This is a genomic window from Desulfocicer vacuolatum DSM 3385 (assembly GCF_900176365.1).
In the GTDB taxonomy this organism is placed as follows: Bacteria; Desulfobacterota; Desulfobacteria; order Desulfobacterales; family Desulfobacteraceae; genus Desulfocicer; species Desulfocicer vacuolatum.
Genome location: NZ_FWXY01000009.1, coordinates 14,082 through 29,547 on the forward strand (window position 1 = coordinate 14,082; position 15,466 = coordinate 29,547).

18 protein-coding genes are annotated in these 15,466 nt (G+C 43.8%); 6 read left to right on the forward strand and 12 right to left on the reverse strand.

What is annotated here, in order from left to right; all coding sequences use genetic code 11:
- Positions 1 to 17 precede the first annotated feature (17 nt).
- The 6 genes from B9A32_RS09520 to B9A32_RS09545 all read right to left on the reverse strand — a co-directional run bounded on the left by B9A32_RS09520 (position 18) and on the right by B9A32_RS09545 (position 7,105).
- Positions 18 to 1,202, reverse strand: a complete 1,185-nt coding sequence (locus tag B9A32_RS09520; protein WP_170923780.1) for a DEAD/DEAH box helicase — start codon at positions 1,200 to 1,202, stop codon at positions 18 to 20.
- Positions 1,203 to 1,456: 254 nt separating this feature from the next.
- Positions 1,457 to 2,479: a hypothetical protein gene (locus tag B9A32_RS09525; protein WP_084068775.1), complete on the reverse strand. Its 1,023-nt coding sequence runs from the start codon at positions 2,477 to 2,479 to the stop codon at positions 1,457 to 1,459.
- Positions 2,480 to 2,499: 20 nt separating this feature from the next.
- Positions 2,500 to 2,967 (reverse strand): hypothetical protein, encoded by a 468-nt coding sequence (locus B9A32_RS09530; RefSeq protein WP_212637882.1) that lies wholly within the window; start codon positions 2,965 to 2,967, stop codon positions 2,500 to 2,502.
- Positions 2,968 to 3,269: 302 nt separating this feature from the next.
- A complete protein-coding gene (locus B9A32_RS09535) occupies positions 3,270 to 5,279 on the reverse strand; it encodes an AAA family ATPase (RefSeq protein ID WP_084068783.1) in 2,010 nt (669 codons plus the stop codon).
- A gap of 56 nt (positions 5,280 to 5,335) precedes the next feature.
- On the reverse strand, positions 5,336 to 5,632 hold the full coding sequence (locus B9A32_RS09540) for a hypothetical protein (RefSeq protein ID WP_084068785.1): 297 nt from the start codon (positions 5,630 to 5,632) through the stop codon (positions 5,336 to 5,338).
- Between the two features lie 231 nt (positions 5,633 to 5,863).
- The gene (locus tag B9A32_RS09545) at positions 5,864 to 7,105 is read right to left on the reverse strand and encodes a tyrosine-type recombinase/integrase (protein ID WP_084068787.1); all 1,242 of its coding nucleotides are present in this window, start codon (positions 7,103 to 7,105) and stop codon (positions 5,864 to 5,866) included.
- A gap of 911 nt (positions 7,106 to 8,016) precedes the next feature.
- Between B9A32_RS09545 and B9A32_RS09555 the strand changes: the two genes are divergently transcribed.
- Both B9A32_RS09555 and B9A32_RS09560 read left to right on the forward strand, forming a co-directional pair.
- On the forward strand, positions 8,017 to 8,718 hold the full coding sequence (locus B9A32_RS09555; RefSeq protein WP_084068789.1) for a hypothetical protein: 702 nt from the start codon (positions 8,017 to 8,019) through the stop codon (positions 8,716 to 8,718).
- Positions 8,715 to 9,569: a DUF4238 domain-containing protein gene (locus B9A32_RS09560; RefSeq protein WP_084068791.1), complete on the forward strand. Its 855-nt coding sequence runs from the start codon at positions 8,715 to 8,717 to the stop codon at positions 9,567 to 9,569. The genes B9A32_RS09555 and B9A32_RS09560 overlap by 4 nt, the downstream gene beginning before the upstream one ends.
- A gap of 953 nt (positions 9,570 to 10,522) precedes the next feature.
- On the opposite strand, the gene B9A32_RS22525 is transcribed toward B9A32_RS09560, so the two are convergent.
- The 5 genes from B9A32_RS22525 to B9A32_RS09585 form a co-directional block, all read right to left on the reverse strand.
- Entirely contained in the window at positions 10,523 to 10,705 is a 183-nt protein-coding gene (locus B9A32_RS22525; protein WP_084068793.1) for a zinc ribbon domain-containing protein, read from the reverse strand.
- A 172-nt stretch (positions 10,706 to 10,877) separates the two neighbouring features.
- Positions 10,878 to 11,174, reverse strand: a complete 297-nt coding sequence (locus B9A32_RS09570) for a hypothetical protein (RefSeq protein ID WP_084068795.1) — start codon at positions 11,172 to 11,174, stop codon at positions 10,878 to 10,880.
- The gene (locus B9A32_RS09575; protein WP_139795778.1) at positions 11,171 to 11,533 is read right to left on the reverse strand and encodes a hypothetical protein; all 363 of its coding nucleotides are present in this window, start codon (positions 11,531 to 11,533) and stop codon (positions 11,171 to 11,173) included. The genes B9A32_RS09570 and B9A32_RS09575 overlap by 4 nt, the downstream gene beginning before the upstream one ends.
- A 122-nt stretch (positions 11,534 to 11,655) precedes the next feature.
- Positions 11,656 to 11,787 carry a hypothetical protein gene (locus B9A32_RS22345; RefSeq protein WP_269749013.1) on the reverse strand — a complete coding sequence of 44 codons (132 nt, stop codon included), beginning with the start codon at positions 11,785 to 11,787 and terminating at the stop codon, positions 11,656 to 11,658.
- 164 nt (positions 11,788 to 11,951) lie between these two features.
- A complete protein-coding gene (locus B9A32_RS09585) occupies positions 11,952 to 12,176 on the reverse strand; it encodes a hypothetical protein (RefSeq protein ID WP_084068803.1) in 225 nt (74 codons plus the stop codon).
- 311 nt (positions 12,177 to 12,487) lie between these two features.
- Between B9A32_RS09585 and B9A32_RS09590 the strand changes: the two genes are divergently transcribed.
- Positions 12,488 to 12,760, forward strand: coding sequence for a type II toxin-antitoxin system RelE family toxin (locus B9A32_RS09590; protein WP_084068805.1), 273 nt, complete (start codon positions 12,488 to 12,490; stop codon positions 12,758 to 12,760).
- A complete protein-coding gene (locus B9A32_RS09595) occupies positions 12,750 to 13,049 on the forward strand; it encodes a helix-turn-helix transcriptional regulator (protein WP_084068807.1) in 300 nt (99 codons plus the stop codon). The genes B9A32_RS09590 and B9A32_RS09595 overlap by 11 nt, the downstream gene beginning before the upstream one ends.
- Positions 13,050 to 13,414: 365 nt before the next feature.
- Here the strand turns inward: B9A32_RS09595 and B9A32_RS21675 are convergent, their stop codons facing one another.
- Positions 13,415 to 13,933, reverse strand: a complete 519-nt coding sequence (locus B9A32_RS21675; protein ID WP_084068809.1) for a hypothetical protein — start codon at positions 13,931 to 13,933, stop codon at positions 13,415 to 13,417.
- Between the two features lie 385 nt (positions 13,934 to 14,318).
- Between B9A32_RS21675 and B9A32_RS09605 the strand changes: the two genes are divergently transcribed.
- Both B9A32_RS09605 and B9A32_RS09610 read left to right on the forward strand, forming a co-directional pair.
- The gene (locus B9A32_RS09605; protein WP_170923781.1) at positions 14,319 to 14,756 is read left to right on the forward strand and encodes a SoxR reducing system RseC family protein; all 438 of its coding nucleotides are present in this window, start codon (positions 14,319 to 14,321) and stop codon (positions 14,754 to 14,756) included.
- A 500-nt stretch (positions 14,757 to 15,256) separates the two neighbouring features.
- Entirely contained in the window at positions 15,257 to 15,424 is a 168-nt protein-coding gene (locus B9A32_RS09610; protein WP_084068815.1) for a transposase family protein, read from the forward strand.
- Positions 15,425 to 15,466: the final 42 nt, after the last annotated feature.

A 15,466-nucleotide genomic window follows, 5' to 3' on the forward strand; every position in this document is an offset into this window, starting at 1 on the left:
CCATTCCCTTGCCGCTACTATGCGGCTTTGATTCCCTCGTTCCGGTAAACCCCAGCCCTAATCCTGGCGGAGTTCCCCAGGACACCAACGGCAGGATCAATAAAATCATAAATCAGGGCGGTATCCTTTCCAGGTGCCGGCCTTAATATCCGGCCTATCATCTGGATGACTGAACCCTTCCATTTCACTGGATAAGCAAGATAAAGGTTCTGTAATACCGGCAGATCAAACCCTTCCTTTAAAAGGGCGGTGGTGCTTATGATGTGGGTGATATTTCCCCTGGCAATCCGATCGAATATTTGTTTACGCTCCTTTTTCGGAGTCTTGCCGGTGAGTACAACCGCTTCAATGCCGTGGTCTTCAAGCATATCCTTTAATGCCTGGCAGTGATCTACCCGTCCGCTCAATATTAAGGAAAGGCCATCAATGGCGGTGTCTGCTATGGTCTGGCAGATAAGGCGGTTTCGGGGGGTATCCGCTACCAGCTGCCCCATGACCTTGGTGTATTGCGCACTGGCATCCATCATGGTAAAAAAGTCTGTGGAAATCTGCTGATACTTCGCTTCACACAAATATCCATGATCCAACAATTCATCCTTTCCAATGGAGTACCGCACCTGGCCCAGATAAAAGGATATTGCAGCGGTCAACCCGTCATCCCGGAAAGGTGTTGCAGTGCACCCGGCAATGTATCGGGCAGGAAGCTTGCCGATGGTCTCCCGGAATGACTGAGCCCCAGCCTTGTGACATTCATCCACAACAATGAATCCGAAGAGCTCTTTGATATCATCAAGCCGTTTGGTAATCGTCTGGATGGTTCCGATGGTTAACCGGTTTTTTATTTGAAAGATCCCCCCACCAATGATTCCTATTTCTTCCGGATCCATGCCCAGGAATTGAACGGCCCGGTCCCGCCATTGGTAAACCAGCTCTTTTTTATCCACAATCACAAGGGTGGGTTGCCTGCGTCTGGTAATGAGTGACAACATGGCAACGGTCTTACCGCCCCCGGTGGGGAAGACCATAATTCCATCACTTCGGGTCAACATGGTTTGAATACCTGTCTCCTGAAATGGTCTCAATTTTCCGGTGAAATCAAATTCCACAGGTTCCAGCTCAAGGCGGTTATCAGTGATTTGGATATCCTCCCCATGTTCCTGGCAGACCCGGTAAGCTGGTTCCGCAAATCCCCGGGGGATCATCAGGCCCCCACCTGGCATTTTGGTAAAAAATCTAATTATCCGGTCAAGGTTTCCCGTCCACTTGCCCAGCTTCTCGGCTTGGTGATATGTTGGGTTCGGCAGGGTAAGCAGAGATATCAGCTTTCGTTCAGTTTCAACCTTTGCGCCCTTCAAAAATAAATTGCTTTTGAGTTTGAATTCCATTATTTTCCCCTCTGAACTTCCATGTCTTGGCCCCGGTCGAGAGTTCGCAGTTCCTGACCGGGAATATGGGTTTAATCCTCTGGATAATAATCCTTACTATTCAAAATGACTTTGGCATTTTTGGATACAAGGTCGGTGACAAAATCAATTTTCCTTTTATTCCATCCCAAGGCAAGTTTCATCCAGGGGGCAAGACCCTTTTTCCCGGTGATCTGCTTTACTTTCAAAACGTCCTTCCCAATGTCAAGTAGTGCCAACATTCCAAGACACCTAATGCCGCCGCCGGTAAAATTTAACCTCATAACCTCCCTGTCACTCAATCCTATCTTTGAATAATTGCATGGTTCAGGGCTTTCTATATCGCCAAGGGGAAAATCAAACTCAGGAAAAGATTTGATATATTTACTGTGAAGTTGATCAATACTCATACCCTTTAAATCCTCATCCCCCGCATCTTTGAATGTGGAGTAAGCATTCATGCTGCTAGTTGCGGTGGGTCCATCCAAACATGCAGCAATCGCCGCCCATTCAATAAAAACAGATTCATCATAGCTTTCATAAATATCAATAACGTCTCTGCCTGCTTCAACGATGAGTTTGCAAACCCTAAGCTCAATGGATTCTTTCAAGCAGTTGAGGTCTTTTTCATTCTGGGCCTTCACCATTTCCTTAATGGTGGTGGAAGTCACAACTTCCCCGGCCTGAATTTTTTCAATAGCTTCCTGCACAACGTCATCAGGGGTCAAATCTTTGGAAAGAGCAAAAAGGGTTTTTTGTGGGACATCCCCCAGGGCTTCTAAGTGTCCTACCGGTGGGACACTTGAAAGCTGATCATTCGATTTCTCATAGAACTTGATCAATTTATAGGCCTTGGATTTTGAACCATTAAGCTCAATCCTCAGCCATTCCCTGAACCCTCCACCCTGATGCCGGTAAATATCCCGTGCCCTGGCCATTATTTGCCCGGCTCGATATGTGATCTCGGCAGTTTTGCGGCTCAGATATCTAATTTCATCAGCGATCTGTTCAAGTTCGGTAATAGTTGAAGGTTGAAGACCTTCATAGATTGCCATTTCTTTTGTTGCGGTTGCCATTTTTCAAATTCCTTGTTACTTTAAATAAAATTGTTTTCTTGATCTACCCGGGCAGGCCCCACACCTGACCGGGTTTTCTTTATCCCAAATGCCGGATAAGCCAGTCTCCTATCCACCAAATCAAGCTTGTTCCCACCAATGCTGCTAAAAAAACAATTGTTCCCATCTTCTTTATCCTCTTTATCCTCTATATCCATCAATGCGCCATGGCCAATAAATCCCCGGGAATCCTCATATTGAGTCAGTGCGATATCTGCCAATTGGTCAACGGTGGCCTTCACCTTCAATTCATCAATGCAGGGTGGCAATGACCGAAATGTGTAAAATGCGCAATCACATCCAGAGTCATAAAAGATTGAATCCAGGAATTGACTTAAATCAAAAAGATCCAGGAGCGCGATAAAGTTTTTGAGCTCCACCTGCTCCTTGTGGACATCTTTCCGGCTGCTAACATTAAGATCCGGATTTTTGATTGATTCGATATCCATTATTCTTTTTTCGGCCATTTTATATATTCCTTTGATTGATTGATTTTCTATCCATACTCAATGAGTGAAGGCACCACCTAAAGGGTGGGTCACTCACTCTATATATAGTAATGACCCACTGACCCACCCCGTAAACACTGGCTCTAAAGGTGGGTCATTGCATACTGTGGATGACCCACCTCGCGGTTTTTATAAGCCATTGTTTTAATGTTTCTTTTTGGTGGGTCATCATAGCAGTGACCCACCCATGACCCACTTGACCCACTAAAAGGCCGTGACTCACCCTATTTAATACAATATAGTTAATTGCATATTGCGTATTCATAAGCCTGTTTCCCGTTTTTAATGGTGGATGTCATGGATATAAATGTGCTATCTGTGGCGGTCTTGATATGTCTCCTGGCGGTAGCCTTTGACACTCCTGACAGATTTATATAGGTATTGATCAAATCAATTCTGGATACAACATCATCACCCAGGTCGGTAATGGCTTGCTGGATCAATCGGCCCTGTTCCATCTGCTCCGGTGAAATAGCCTCTTCTACTGTTTGAAAATTAAGAGCCTGATCCATACGAAGGAGAAAAGGGTTGAACTTTTTCATGTTATTGGCTTTTTCATGGGTAACTCTAATACATGGGACTGATGCGGTGCGGTGGGTGACTTCACTCCCTTGGATATCGGTAATGCGATCTGAGCCTATGAACTCAGCTTTAAGGCCAATCATTGACCGGCACCAATCGAATATGGCACTTGACCCTCGGTAATCTCCATTTCTATTGTCATGATGGATAACTACAGGAGTAACACCACACTTCCGGCAAATATCATTTAAACAGTCAAGTTCATGCCGCATTTTTGCGGAGTCGTTCTCATCACCTGCTGCAAAGGATATTAAGGGATCAATCCAGACGATATCAATGGGTTGCCCCATGGCCTTGCCAGCATGTTTAATTACTGCCATAAGCCATTGTTGAAAATCTCCATCTGAAAATGGGCATCCAATAGAGAGTATGTCTTTGTGAAGGACGGGCATGGAAATATATTTCAGAGCTTCAATCATATCTGAATCATTGCCCACCATCTTTCTAATCCTGGCGTTAATGGTGGCCCCGCTGTTCTCCGTCTGGATAAACATAGACGTGATACGCCTCTTCGGTGGGAATGATCCGAACAACGGTTCGGGGCTGGCCATGGCTGCGCAAATTGCAATCCATAAGGCAAGCATGGATTTACCCAGGCCACCTTTGGCATGGAGTAGAAGCCCCTCACTCTTATTGATTAATCCATAAATCAAGGAGATAACTTGCGGGTTAAGAGCCATCAACTCATGGAGTGTCATGCTTTCCACTTTGATCTTCTCTTTTTCACCCACAACACATTGTAAAATATTCCTGACGGCTTTTGGCCCATGTAGGCAGGACAAGTCATTGAAATCAGAGTTAACGGTACAATGAGCAACACCGATACCCAATTTTTCAGAGACGGCTTGTGCTGCTAATCTGCCCGGGTTTTTCCCGGTTTTTTGTTCTGTTTCAATGTCATTATCTGCGGCGATGACAAACTTTTTATCAGGGAATTGTTCTTGAAAGTATGCAGCCACATCCATAAGGTTACTGGCGGTAAAACACACCACAACTGCTTTGTCAGTACACTCATGCACGGTGGCACCAGTGGCAAAGCCTTCCACCAGATAAGTGATATCAGAGTTCTGGACATTGCCCAGGACGTTAAAAACCTCTTTGGCCTTCCCGTCGGTGTAATATCTCTTTTGCATTACGCCATCTGCATCAAGGAATATTTTTTGAAGGGTTGCGAAATTGCCGTTGATATCCCATGCAGGGATTAAGAGGACGGTTCCGTCATCGCTAATATTGGCGTTATGGGATTGGATTTGTTTTTTATCCAGATATGGATGTGTTGTTGCAGGTAGGGTTTTGTCATACCACTCTTTGGCATCCATGGCGGCTTGGCGTTGTGCCTCTGCCCGTTCAAGGTCGGCTTGCTGGCGTACCTGCTCAAGGTGTAGCTGAATTTTTGCCTGATCTTCTGGGGACATCCCAGAGCCATTGGAGCCACCACCACTAAACCATGTTGATTTAAATCCGGTGCTCCAATCCCCGAATGATGCCCCGGCGGTGCCATTTTGATTTTGATGAAATACACACCAGTGTTTTTTCTTTGGGCCAAACCTTGTTATTTTGCCAGGGATAAGATCGCCAGGAATGTTAATACCATGGCGTTGCCCTTCTGCTTGCAAATCGCGTATAATGTCTTGAATATTTAAACAAAAGTTGCTGTTTTGATCGTACATCAGTTTCAGCCCACTCCTTGCCCGTTTGCCATACCTCGGCTTTCGGGCACCTCTTTTTATGCCACAGTCAATATTGTTCTCAGGTACTCCACCGTCCCGTCAACGGGGTAGGCAATCTGGCGACCAATTTTGAATCGCCCAGGAATCCCACGCCCTTCACAGTCTCTATTTGCCATTGTTCGACCATTAAGAAATCCATCAGTGGCATAACGGAGCTTGTTTCTAGGGATTCCGAGCTTGAATTCCTTTTCCATTTTTTCTCTAAAGTTTTCAAGAATTTCGTCAGTGGTTTTTGCTTTAAAGTTTTCAGGAATTTCGTCAGTGGTTTTTGCTTTTTCAAAGGGCTTTTTCATCGAAAGAACCTCCTGCTATATGTGTGTTTTTGCGTGAAACCTCTTAGTGCTTCCAAACATATCACTTGGGTTCATCCGTGCAATTCAATGATGGGTAAATAGCGGTATATATAAAAAAGAGATTGAGAAAGCATAAAAAAAGGCTTGACAAAAGATTTTGCCAAGCCCCGTTAAGATTGTAACCAATTGTATTTATAAAGTATTTACACCATCACTACTGCAATGTTCGTTTTATGCTTTTTTCTTAAATGGAATTACATTCTTTTCTCGGTGTTCAGTAACGGCCCGGTCAATGGCATTGGCGGCAAGTTGCAACTGGTCAGGTGCAAGGTGTGAATATCTTTCTGTGACTTGGATAGTGGAGTGTCCCAGTACCTTTTGAACCAGATACAGAGAAACACCCTGCATGACCATCCAACTTGCACACGTATGTCGGCAGGTGTGGAACACAACCCTTTGCCGTGGGTCTGTCACACCATCGTTAAAGAGTTCATTGGCAACCCGTTTAAATGTGGATGAAGTGGATGTGGACACGACTCCCCCTCTCCCCGGGTAAATAAGATCATTCGGTCTATCTTGTTTTTTTGAGTTTATAATTTCCTTAACCTTGCTGGTCATTATCACCGCCCGGCCCTTGCCGCTTTTGGTATTTTTGAGATTAAATACCCCGTGCGCCTGGTCCACCTGATCCCAGGTCAACCCTAATATCTCCCCAGACCGTAACCCACAATGAATAGAAATCAGAGTTTGCTCATATAAGGTGATACTTTTTTGTTTTAAGGCGTCAAGAAGTTGTTCAGCCTCATCATGTGAAAGATATCTGACCCTGGCATTATCGTTTTTGCTGATCCTTTTTTTCATGGTCCTGGCAACTGTCGGCATGGGGGGTGCACATCCATCCTCCTTTGCATCACGCCATATCTGTTTTAAGGTGGTCACCGCATATTCTGCTGTTCTAATAGTCTTTCCCGCATCCACAATGAAATAGAATAAATCCTCAACGTCTGCCTTGCTGACGTCTTTGAATGGCTTTTCACCAAAAGCGGGGTTAATCCAGATCCGGAATAAAGCCTCTTCTCTCTGATGGGTTTTGGCTTTTTTTTGACGTTGGATTCTCGGATAATAGGTTTCTCTAAAATATTCTTCTATGGTTACGTTCTCAAGCCGGTGGGCATCTTCTACAGCGTGCTTTTGTTTTTCCGCATCTTCCACAGCCTCTTTTTTTTCAAGAATCCTCTGGCGGTATGTCTTGGCCCCTCTGCCAGTCTTTGCATCATCAATGAGAGTCTGACGTTCTGCAATGGCTTTTTGCTGTGTCCATCTCTCCGGGTCTGTGGACCATCCCAGGCCGGATTCAATTATTTTTCCATCAAACTGATACCGTACTGAAAAATACAGGTCTGGTTTAATCCCGTTTTTTCTCGTTGGGTGCTCTTTACATCTGACTCCTGTTGAGAGGTTTTTCCATGCCATTTTGTTAAAACCTTTTTTGTGCGGATAAGTGTCCGGTTGTCTGGCTATCCCAGTTTTTTCCCAGTTTTGAGAATGATAAAGGGTGTTTTTTAGTGAATCATAGTGAAAGTATGTTATGACCCAAAGAGAATAAAGTCAAGGTTTATTAAAGGGTTAGTGATAGAGCGTGAGTGTGTGTGAAGGGTGTGTTATCGGACTTCGAATCCGCAGGTCGGGAGTTCGAATCTCTCCAGGCGTGCCATATTTTAAAAGGGTCTCAGAAAATTTTTCTGTGGCCCTTTTTTTGTTTTCCGGTCCGGTTCCGGTCATTTTGATTTTTTTCCTTATTTCAATTGGGTTTCTGCTTCATCTACAAACTTGTTGTAGTTGGACACCTTATCGGAGAATTCTGGACAGGTTATCTGATAATTTTGTTTTTTGAATTTTTCTGGTGAATAAAAAAATATTTTGCCTTGGGCACCTTCATTGCTGATCCACAAATTAAAATTTGAGTAAAAAATGGCCAGGTGGAGTGGAAACTCCCCTGGCCATTGCTGTTTATGGGATAGGGCTTAATATATTATTAAGTTGATTTTCGGTGTCGGTTTACATAATTTGCAAATCTTGGTATATCGCTTTAATATAAAACAGGTATGTGGATCTGGATAATCGCGGTGCTGACCGGCACCGTGCGCAGATCAAGCAGACGGAGTCTGGTTGATCTGTGTGCGGTGTCCGGTCCAGTACCTTGTTCAGGCGCGGAGCGCCGGAACAAGGTGCTGGACGTAGTCAGCACCGCGATTCACGGCGGCGGAGCCGCCGTGAATAAGTGTAATATACAGTTTGTATAATAAATTATGAATGATATCCAACACAACAACTTGTTCACGGCGGCTGCACCACCGTGTTAAGTTATTTAAAAGGAGGAGTTATTGAGCATTCCTGAAATCCTTACAGAAAACATACTAACTACTTTGAGCGGTGCTGGTGTACTGGTCACTGGGCTGTCTGCCTTTTTGGGTAGGGTATGGTCAAAACGTATTCTTATGAGGGAAAAGGGGGTGATTGAGGGAGAACTGCAGGAAATGCGTTCTAATCATGAAAAGTCACTTAAGCTGATTGAAGCTAATGTTCGGCTACAAATCCTGAAAAAAGATCAGTTCCACCAAATTTCCAAATCAACTTTTGAGTCTATCTTTAATAGGAAGATTGAACTCTACTCGGATCTCTTGAAAATCTCGGTACAGTTTAGAAGGTTCGCTATAGAAAGTATATATTCAGAAATTGATGATCCTACGGACGAATTCTGGAATTTTCAACGGAAGACGAGGGAGCTCATTGAAAATAATCGACTGTATGTTAGTGAAGATCTATTTGAGAAATACGTGATTTGGTATGAGAAGGCCGTCGCCTATTTCAAGGCAGCAGATATAGCTGGATATGAGGCTCATGGGCAATCATATACAGAAGAAGAAAATTTAATGAATGTGTGGGACGCTCAACATCCAGAATATGCGAAACTTGTGAAAAATACTAATGATGAGTTTGTAGCTATTCTGGATCAAATTGAAAAAGATATCGACAGACTGAGAAAGAGTATTGAGATACCACTTAACAAAGCATTGCCGTTATGAGCTATCCCAAGAATCATCATTATGTTCCAAAGTCTTATCAGCTGCTCTTCTCATTAGATGGGCAAAACCTATATTACCTTGATAAAAAAGAGTCAAAGATTTTAGGACCTGCTGGCCCGAGGAACTTCTGTTCAGAAAATTTTCTTTACTCTCTGACAGGTGAGGCAGCAAAAATGGCAGACTCTCCTACTTTGATTGAAAATCCCATGTTATCAACCATCGATGGATCCTTCGCCAAGGAAATGGAGAAGTTGATATCTGATAACTCAGATAAAACGAATGTTTGTTTGTATAATTTATCAATTTTTTTGGGTTTTTTATCTGCGAGACATCCGATTTTTATTAAAGAATTTCAGAGTGGCTTTGAAAAAAGACTGATCACAGAAATATTGAAGCATGCAAGAACTGATGAAAATGCAAAAAAAAAAGCACAAGAAATGGGTATAGACCTATATGACGAAAGTGAATTTGAGGAAATCTCATTTTCAGAATCTCGTAATGTAACGCTTGTAAAGATGATTGAAAATGCCCAAAAAAATGCCAAATTTATCCATTATTCGATGGGGTGGCTATTTCTCCATTCTTTGGAAGTAAATTTTTTGCTTTGCGATGATCCGTTTATTGTCAAAGATCGCCCTATTGAAGTTAGAGAGTTGATCAGCCATAGTGATGAGTATATCGCGTTGATTCCGTTATCCCGGCAATTATGCTTGGCTTTATCTTCAGTAAAAAAGGATATTAAACATGAATTCATCAAAGAGGATCAAGCGCGGGTAATCAATAATTTGGTAATAGGGAACGCAAAAAAATGGGTAATCGGCGCTACCAAAGAGTCGCTTGAAAATGTATGAATCTAACAAAGTGCTAATAGGGAAAAACCTACGCTGCGCTTCGATTTTCCTCAGAGCACGACGTTAATCCAAGATCAAACTTAATGCATTGTTAAGTTGAATGCGTGTGGGGGTGGAAATCAAAGCCTATTGGAGATAAAGCCTCCAGACCTTAAATCCGTACCCCCACCAAAAAAACATGTGGGCTTGGTCATAAGCTGGTGGGCCACTATAGGTGAAATAAAATTTTATTATCCGCAAAGCACTGTAATTATAGATATTAACTTTTGCAGCTAAAATTTTATCACAAGATGGCCCACGTTATGATCAACCCCAAACATGTCAATAGCTTTATCATCCTGAAATAAAACATAACAAACCAGCCCTGGAAAAAGAAGCTGGTCCATTGTCTACTTATTGTGCGACAACTAACTTGTCCGGTGCCGACAATTATTTTGGCCGGTTAATATGTGATAAAAAATGGGTGCCCTGACTCTTATCCTATGCCCAGGCAATGAAGTTCGGGTTTTGAACATGCCATTTTTTAGTGTCAAGGGATTTCTAAAAATATGCCTCCAATGGTCGGTTTAATTTTTCCATGTATGAACTATGGCATATATGGCAGATGCAACAATACTGCCCACCACGGCAATGATAACCACTGCAATTATGAGATTATTCATTCTTTGCCTGTTCCTTTTTTCTTACTCACCCTTACTCATTTGGGCGTTGATCATAAGCTGGGCCATTATACGCGATATAAAATTTTATTAACCGCAAAATTCTGTAATTACAGGCATTAATTTTTATCATTAAAATTTTATTACAAAATGGCCGACGTTATGACCAAGCCCCTCATTTGAGTCCGAGCAATGAAAAATTCCTGTTTCGTCGAGTGTGCCCGATTTAACTGCTTAGGTCTCATTTCCTCTTCACAGGCTTAAAATTCCGTTGAACCAACGGTATGATATTAGTTATGCCGCCATTAATTCAGGATACATTTCCAAATTTCTGGCGGCATTGAGATTTCTATCAATTTTGAATGAACATGCCGGGCAAATAAAAGTCCGATCCGAAAGTTTAAGTTCCGAATGTTTCTCACCACAGCAAGAACATCTTTGTATGGCTACCAGCACTCCCTTAATAATCCCCAACACCTGATCTTACCTGCCCTGATTTACATCAACCTCAACAAATCGAGAGACAAACCCCTGGCACCTGCTGCACTGCCCATCGAAAATTATTCCATTCTCAACTTGCCTTGCTGAATAGTTCTCCATGCCGGTGGGCTTCACACAGGTGGTGCACCAAACCGACTGAATTATTTTTTCAAGGTCTTCCGGTGGAATGTTTATAACCCTGCTGCAGTCCTTCGCCCCGGGTAATTTTCTGTGCAAGGTCCTCCAGGGGCAACCGAGCAGGGAAACACCCCGCCATGCCCCCGGCCACCTGTGCCTTGTAAGCCCGGATAAAATCCCGGTACAACCATTTCAAATCATCTTCCTTCACATGGGCAGCCCAGGCGTAATATCTCCACCGATGATTCATCAGATGCCGGGTGATGGGATCATCAAAAAATGGTGATCTACTTTTCCCATGGTACCGCAAATCTATCAAGATCTTCACTGGTCATGACGTCCCCTCCTTTTGGCCAGAAATTCAGCTGCAGCTTGATAATTACTGTCCATCCTGGCAGAGCCCGTAACAGTGCCATTGGGATATCTCCCGGCAGGAATACCCCCGGCAAAGCGCCCAGGAGACAAAACGGCAGGGGCAGTGGTGCTTATGGTTTCCAGGTACCCGGTGGCCCACTGGTTTTTCAAAGTCTTGTCCAGATATGCCTTGTACTGCATCCACCCGCCTTTGACATTGGCAGTGGCATATGTGAAGGCCTCCCGCACCTCCAGGGCGGTGTATTCCTTCACAGCTTTGTTGACAAGGGAAAGTACCATGGGTTGTCGGTGCTGCTCCGGTACAAGATCCAAGAGAGAATTTAGATCCTCTGTGGCGGGGTACGACTGCGGCGAATGTTCTTCCACCTTTGGCTCTGGTTCTGGGGCTGGGGTAGTAGTCGTTTCCCTTAGTGTTTGTTGTATATTAGTATTTATTACTGGGGCTGTTCCGGTGCCTTATCTTCCATGGAAGGGGTGTCCGATTTGTCCACTCCTTTTGTCAGTGCAGGGGATTCATAAACATGATATTCCGTCCCGGTGATCTGCCCGGCTTTATTCCTGACCACCTTCCGGTGGATGTACCCGGCTTTTTTGAATTCGGCAATGGAAGATCTTATGGCGGTCCTGCCCGGTATGCTTCAAGCCTATATCCGGTAAGTTCGGCCAGCTCCTCAATCACCTTGATGGCGTCTTTTGCTACACTGGAAAGGGCGGCGATGCTGTGGGTATCTTAAAATTCAAAAGGCTCATGATCGGTTACGCATGACTCAACATGAAGGATATCGGCCACCAGCTTGAGCTTGCCCAGGGAAAGGGTGCAAAGCCCCAATAGGTTTAGTTCTTGCTCCAGCTCTTCTTGTGTGAAATCCCCCCTCAATACTTTGGGCATGACTTCCTGTGGCTCAAGTGCCACCTCTCCTGGCCATATTTGCTGGCGTTTTTTTGCCAGTACCATGAAATATTCATAATCATCCTTGGTGCCCTTGTAACCCGTCTATCAATTTTATTTAATTCAGACGGCCCCTCCGCCGATTTTGCCAAACTTGATTCCAAAAAAAGTTGGATTGGTAGGCTGAAGGATTGGTGGAAGAATGGATGGGGGGAAACCGGGACTTGAACTCATGAGCCCAGCAAAAAAAACATGAAACCGCCAATTACAGATTTTCACAGGATCTGTGATTTCGTGGAGTTTGGATGAACCGAGCTGGGGGTATGTGCAAGGTTTTTTTTCTTGATTTGTATGTCAATTTGACATACAAATAAACCATGAACCAGGTGATAACAAATAAAAAAGCCCAAAAGCAAATCAAAAGACTCCCCATCCATGTTGCAAGAAAATTGCAAAGATGGTCTGAACAGGTAGAAACCCTGGGAATTGAAGCAATCCGGAAACAACCCGGGTACCACGACGAGCCATTGAAAGGGGACAGGACCGGACAACGGTCGATCCGGCTATCAAAGGCGTACAGGGCTTTTTATGTTGAACACAATGACATGATTATCATTGAAGTTATTGAGGTGAACAAACATGACTACTGAAAATTACGGAACAAAAGAGATGGAAAGAGACTTTGGCCCGGTTACCTTTGGAAACGCCCTGGAATCTCACAGAAAGTGTGAAGAGTTGACCATGAAGGCCTTTGCCGGACAACTGGGGATCTCCCCGCAAAGCCTATGTGATATTGAAAAAGGTCGTAGGATACCGTCTCCCAGACGGGCAGCCAAGATTGCCAGGTTAATTGGTGAACCTGAAAGCTATTGGATCAAGCTTTCTTTTCAAGACATGTTGAGACAGGAGGATCTTGATTACACCGTCTCTGTTGCTTGAACAGCTCATCCGCATCCACATGGTGCCGAGTGGATGCGCTTTCAAGCATCCCCGAACGTTAACATTTGTTAACACCTCATGGGCTCCGTGTCCATAACCTCAAGGAGCACCCTTTGTGGTCATTTGATGCAGGACCACCACCTCATCCACCCCGGGGAATCTTGTCCACAGTGCGGACTAAATTATTGTTTGGATAGGTTTGTACTGCGAACCAGTTCCAAAAAACAAGGTGTCTCCGCCGATCGTCAGCATAACCCGCGCAACCTGCGAACCTTTATTGGCGGGCTTTCTATGGGTTCGCAACCTTGCGCAAATAAGACCATGGCCTATCTATCCCCCAGCCCGAATAAGCCTCCAGGCTCGGCTTAAACATCCATACCCATCATGCGGCCCATTTCCACCCATCCTTGGTGCTCCAGTTCTTGAATCTCCCACCTGATCCTGTCCCAGGTCTTTTGGTGCATCCCTTTGGGTTTAAAAATAGGCAATCGGTTCAATGATCCCTGCTTGGCCCCTATTTTGCGGCGGACTTCTCCCGCCTTCCTGAACTTTCGGTCCCTGGATGTCTCACAGGTAGAAGCATAAACCTGACCTTGGCAAACCCGGCAAAAAAAGTATTTCCCGGCACTGTAGACCATGGCACACCGACAGCCACAATGAGGACACCGCCACCACACCCGTTTTCCACCATAGTTGCATGGAGTCCAGTCAAAGGGGATCTTCTGCTCCACTGGCTCCTTCCGGTGGGTGTAATTCAGAACCACATGCTGTTCATGAACTCTTATCCCAATACTGGAATGGACGTCACCGCTTGTTACCCACTCCCAGAAAAAATTTTTCCCAGGGACGAGACAATCCTTGCGTTTAATTTTTCTGATATCCAAGGGAAGAGATGATTAACATTTCCTCTTCCCGGATTTCCAACTTGATCCTGATCCCTCCGGTGCCCTTGGAGTGGCTGCTGTATTAAGTAGAAAAATAACTCCTGGAAAGAAAACGGGGATTATTTTAAGCGGTGGAAATATTGACGCAAAGATAATGAAGTTAATTCTTGATTCTTAGGCAGGTAAAAGTCAATGAAATGATAGTTTTCAAATCAGTATGAGGCTTTATCTCCAGTTTGATTTCGAGCCGAGCCCATTTTCATTTTCATAATAATGCTTAAATTCTAAAAAGGGCTCAAAAACAATGTCAAGCTCGGGTTTGTTCCATTGCGGGTTTCATGTTTTTGCCTCATATCTTTTCGGAATAAAAAGGGAGGTGTTCCCTATGAGCTATCGAATTGGAACCGTCAAGGAAACTGGACCTGGTGGATATGCCCAGGTGGTGACAGATCGAAAAACTGTTTGCGGAGAGTGTTATCATAATAAAATTGTGTGTTATGGCTGCCTGTTAAGCCCAAAAGTAGTAGGCAGGGTGGCCAATCCTATTGGAGCCCAAGTCGGTGATATTGTTAAAGTTCACATATCTGCTGGGAAATTGTATACAGCGGCAGGGATGTTTTATCTGCTGCCAGTTTTTACTTTATTATTGGGTGCATTTACAGGAATATATGTCTCAGAAACATTCGGAGTACCTGAAAATATCTCGACTATAGGATGTACTTTTGTTGGACTATTTGTCGGGATAGCTTTTGTGACTGTTTTGGGCCGGATGAATAGAATCAGCAAAATATTTGAGCCGGTCATTACTTCAATTGTCAGGTAGATAGGGGCCGGTTGAGGTTGTAGTGTGTTTGTGACACCTGGCTTTTTTGTCCGCAAGGTGCTATCTCATTGTTCAGGTTGGCTGGACAGCGATATTCCCATAAGCTTAAGCCAGGGATGCTTTTACCTCAACCTGTTTCCTCATTTTTTCCAGCATGGCAACGGTACGCGATGAGTCAATGGGCAAGGATTGTGAAAATATTTTCCCCGAATTCAAATATCATTTTATAAAAACTGACTTCAAAATATTTATGATTTTTTTTGTCAAAAGGATAATTTTCAATATTTGGCTCCAAATCGTTCATAATCAGTTCGATGTTTTTCCGTTAAAATGAAACAAATAGAACTTCATGCAATTCGCTTGGGTAAATGGGAGTTTTCAATATTGAGAATTTTTGTTATTTGAACTTCTTTGCTGTAAATTTATTCTAAAGGAGTTAAATAATGATTGAGTCTGGTAGTTCGCTGTTGTAAGAGCTTGCAAAGAGAAATGGCCCTTGACTGGAGAGACAGAAACGACACCTGTTGATAGACATATTTGAAATTACACTATGCGTTGTTATTTGCGGGGCAAATAAATGGAATGAAATTGCACAATATGGCGAATCCAAATATGACTGGTTAAAAACATTTTTGAAGCTACCCAATGGAATACCATCGCTTTGCTAAAAGGATACGAGACCACTGGGGTATGTCCCCCCACAATAATTT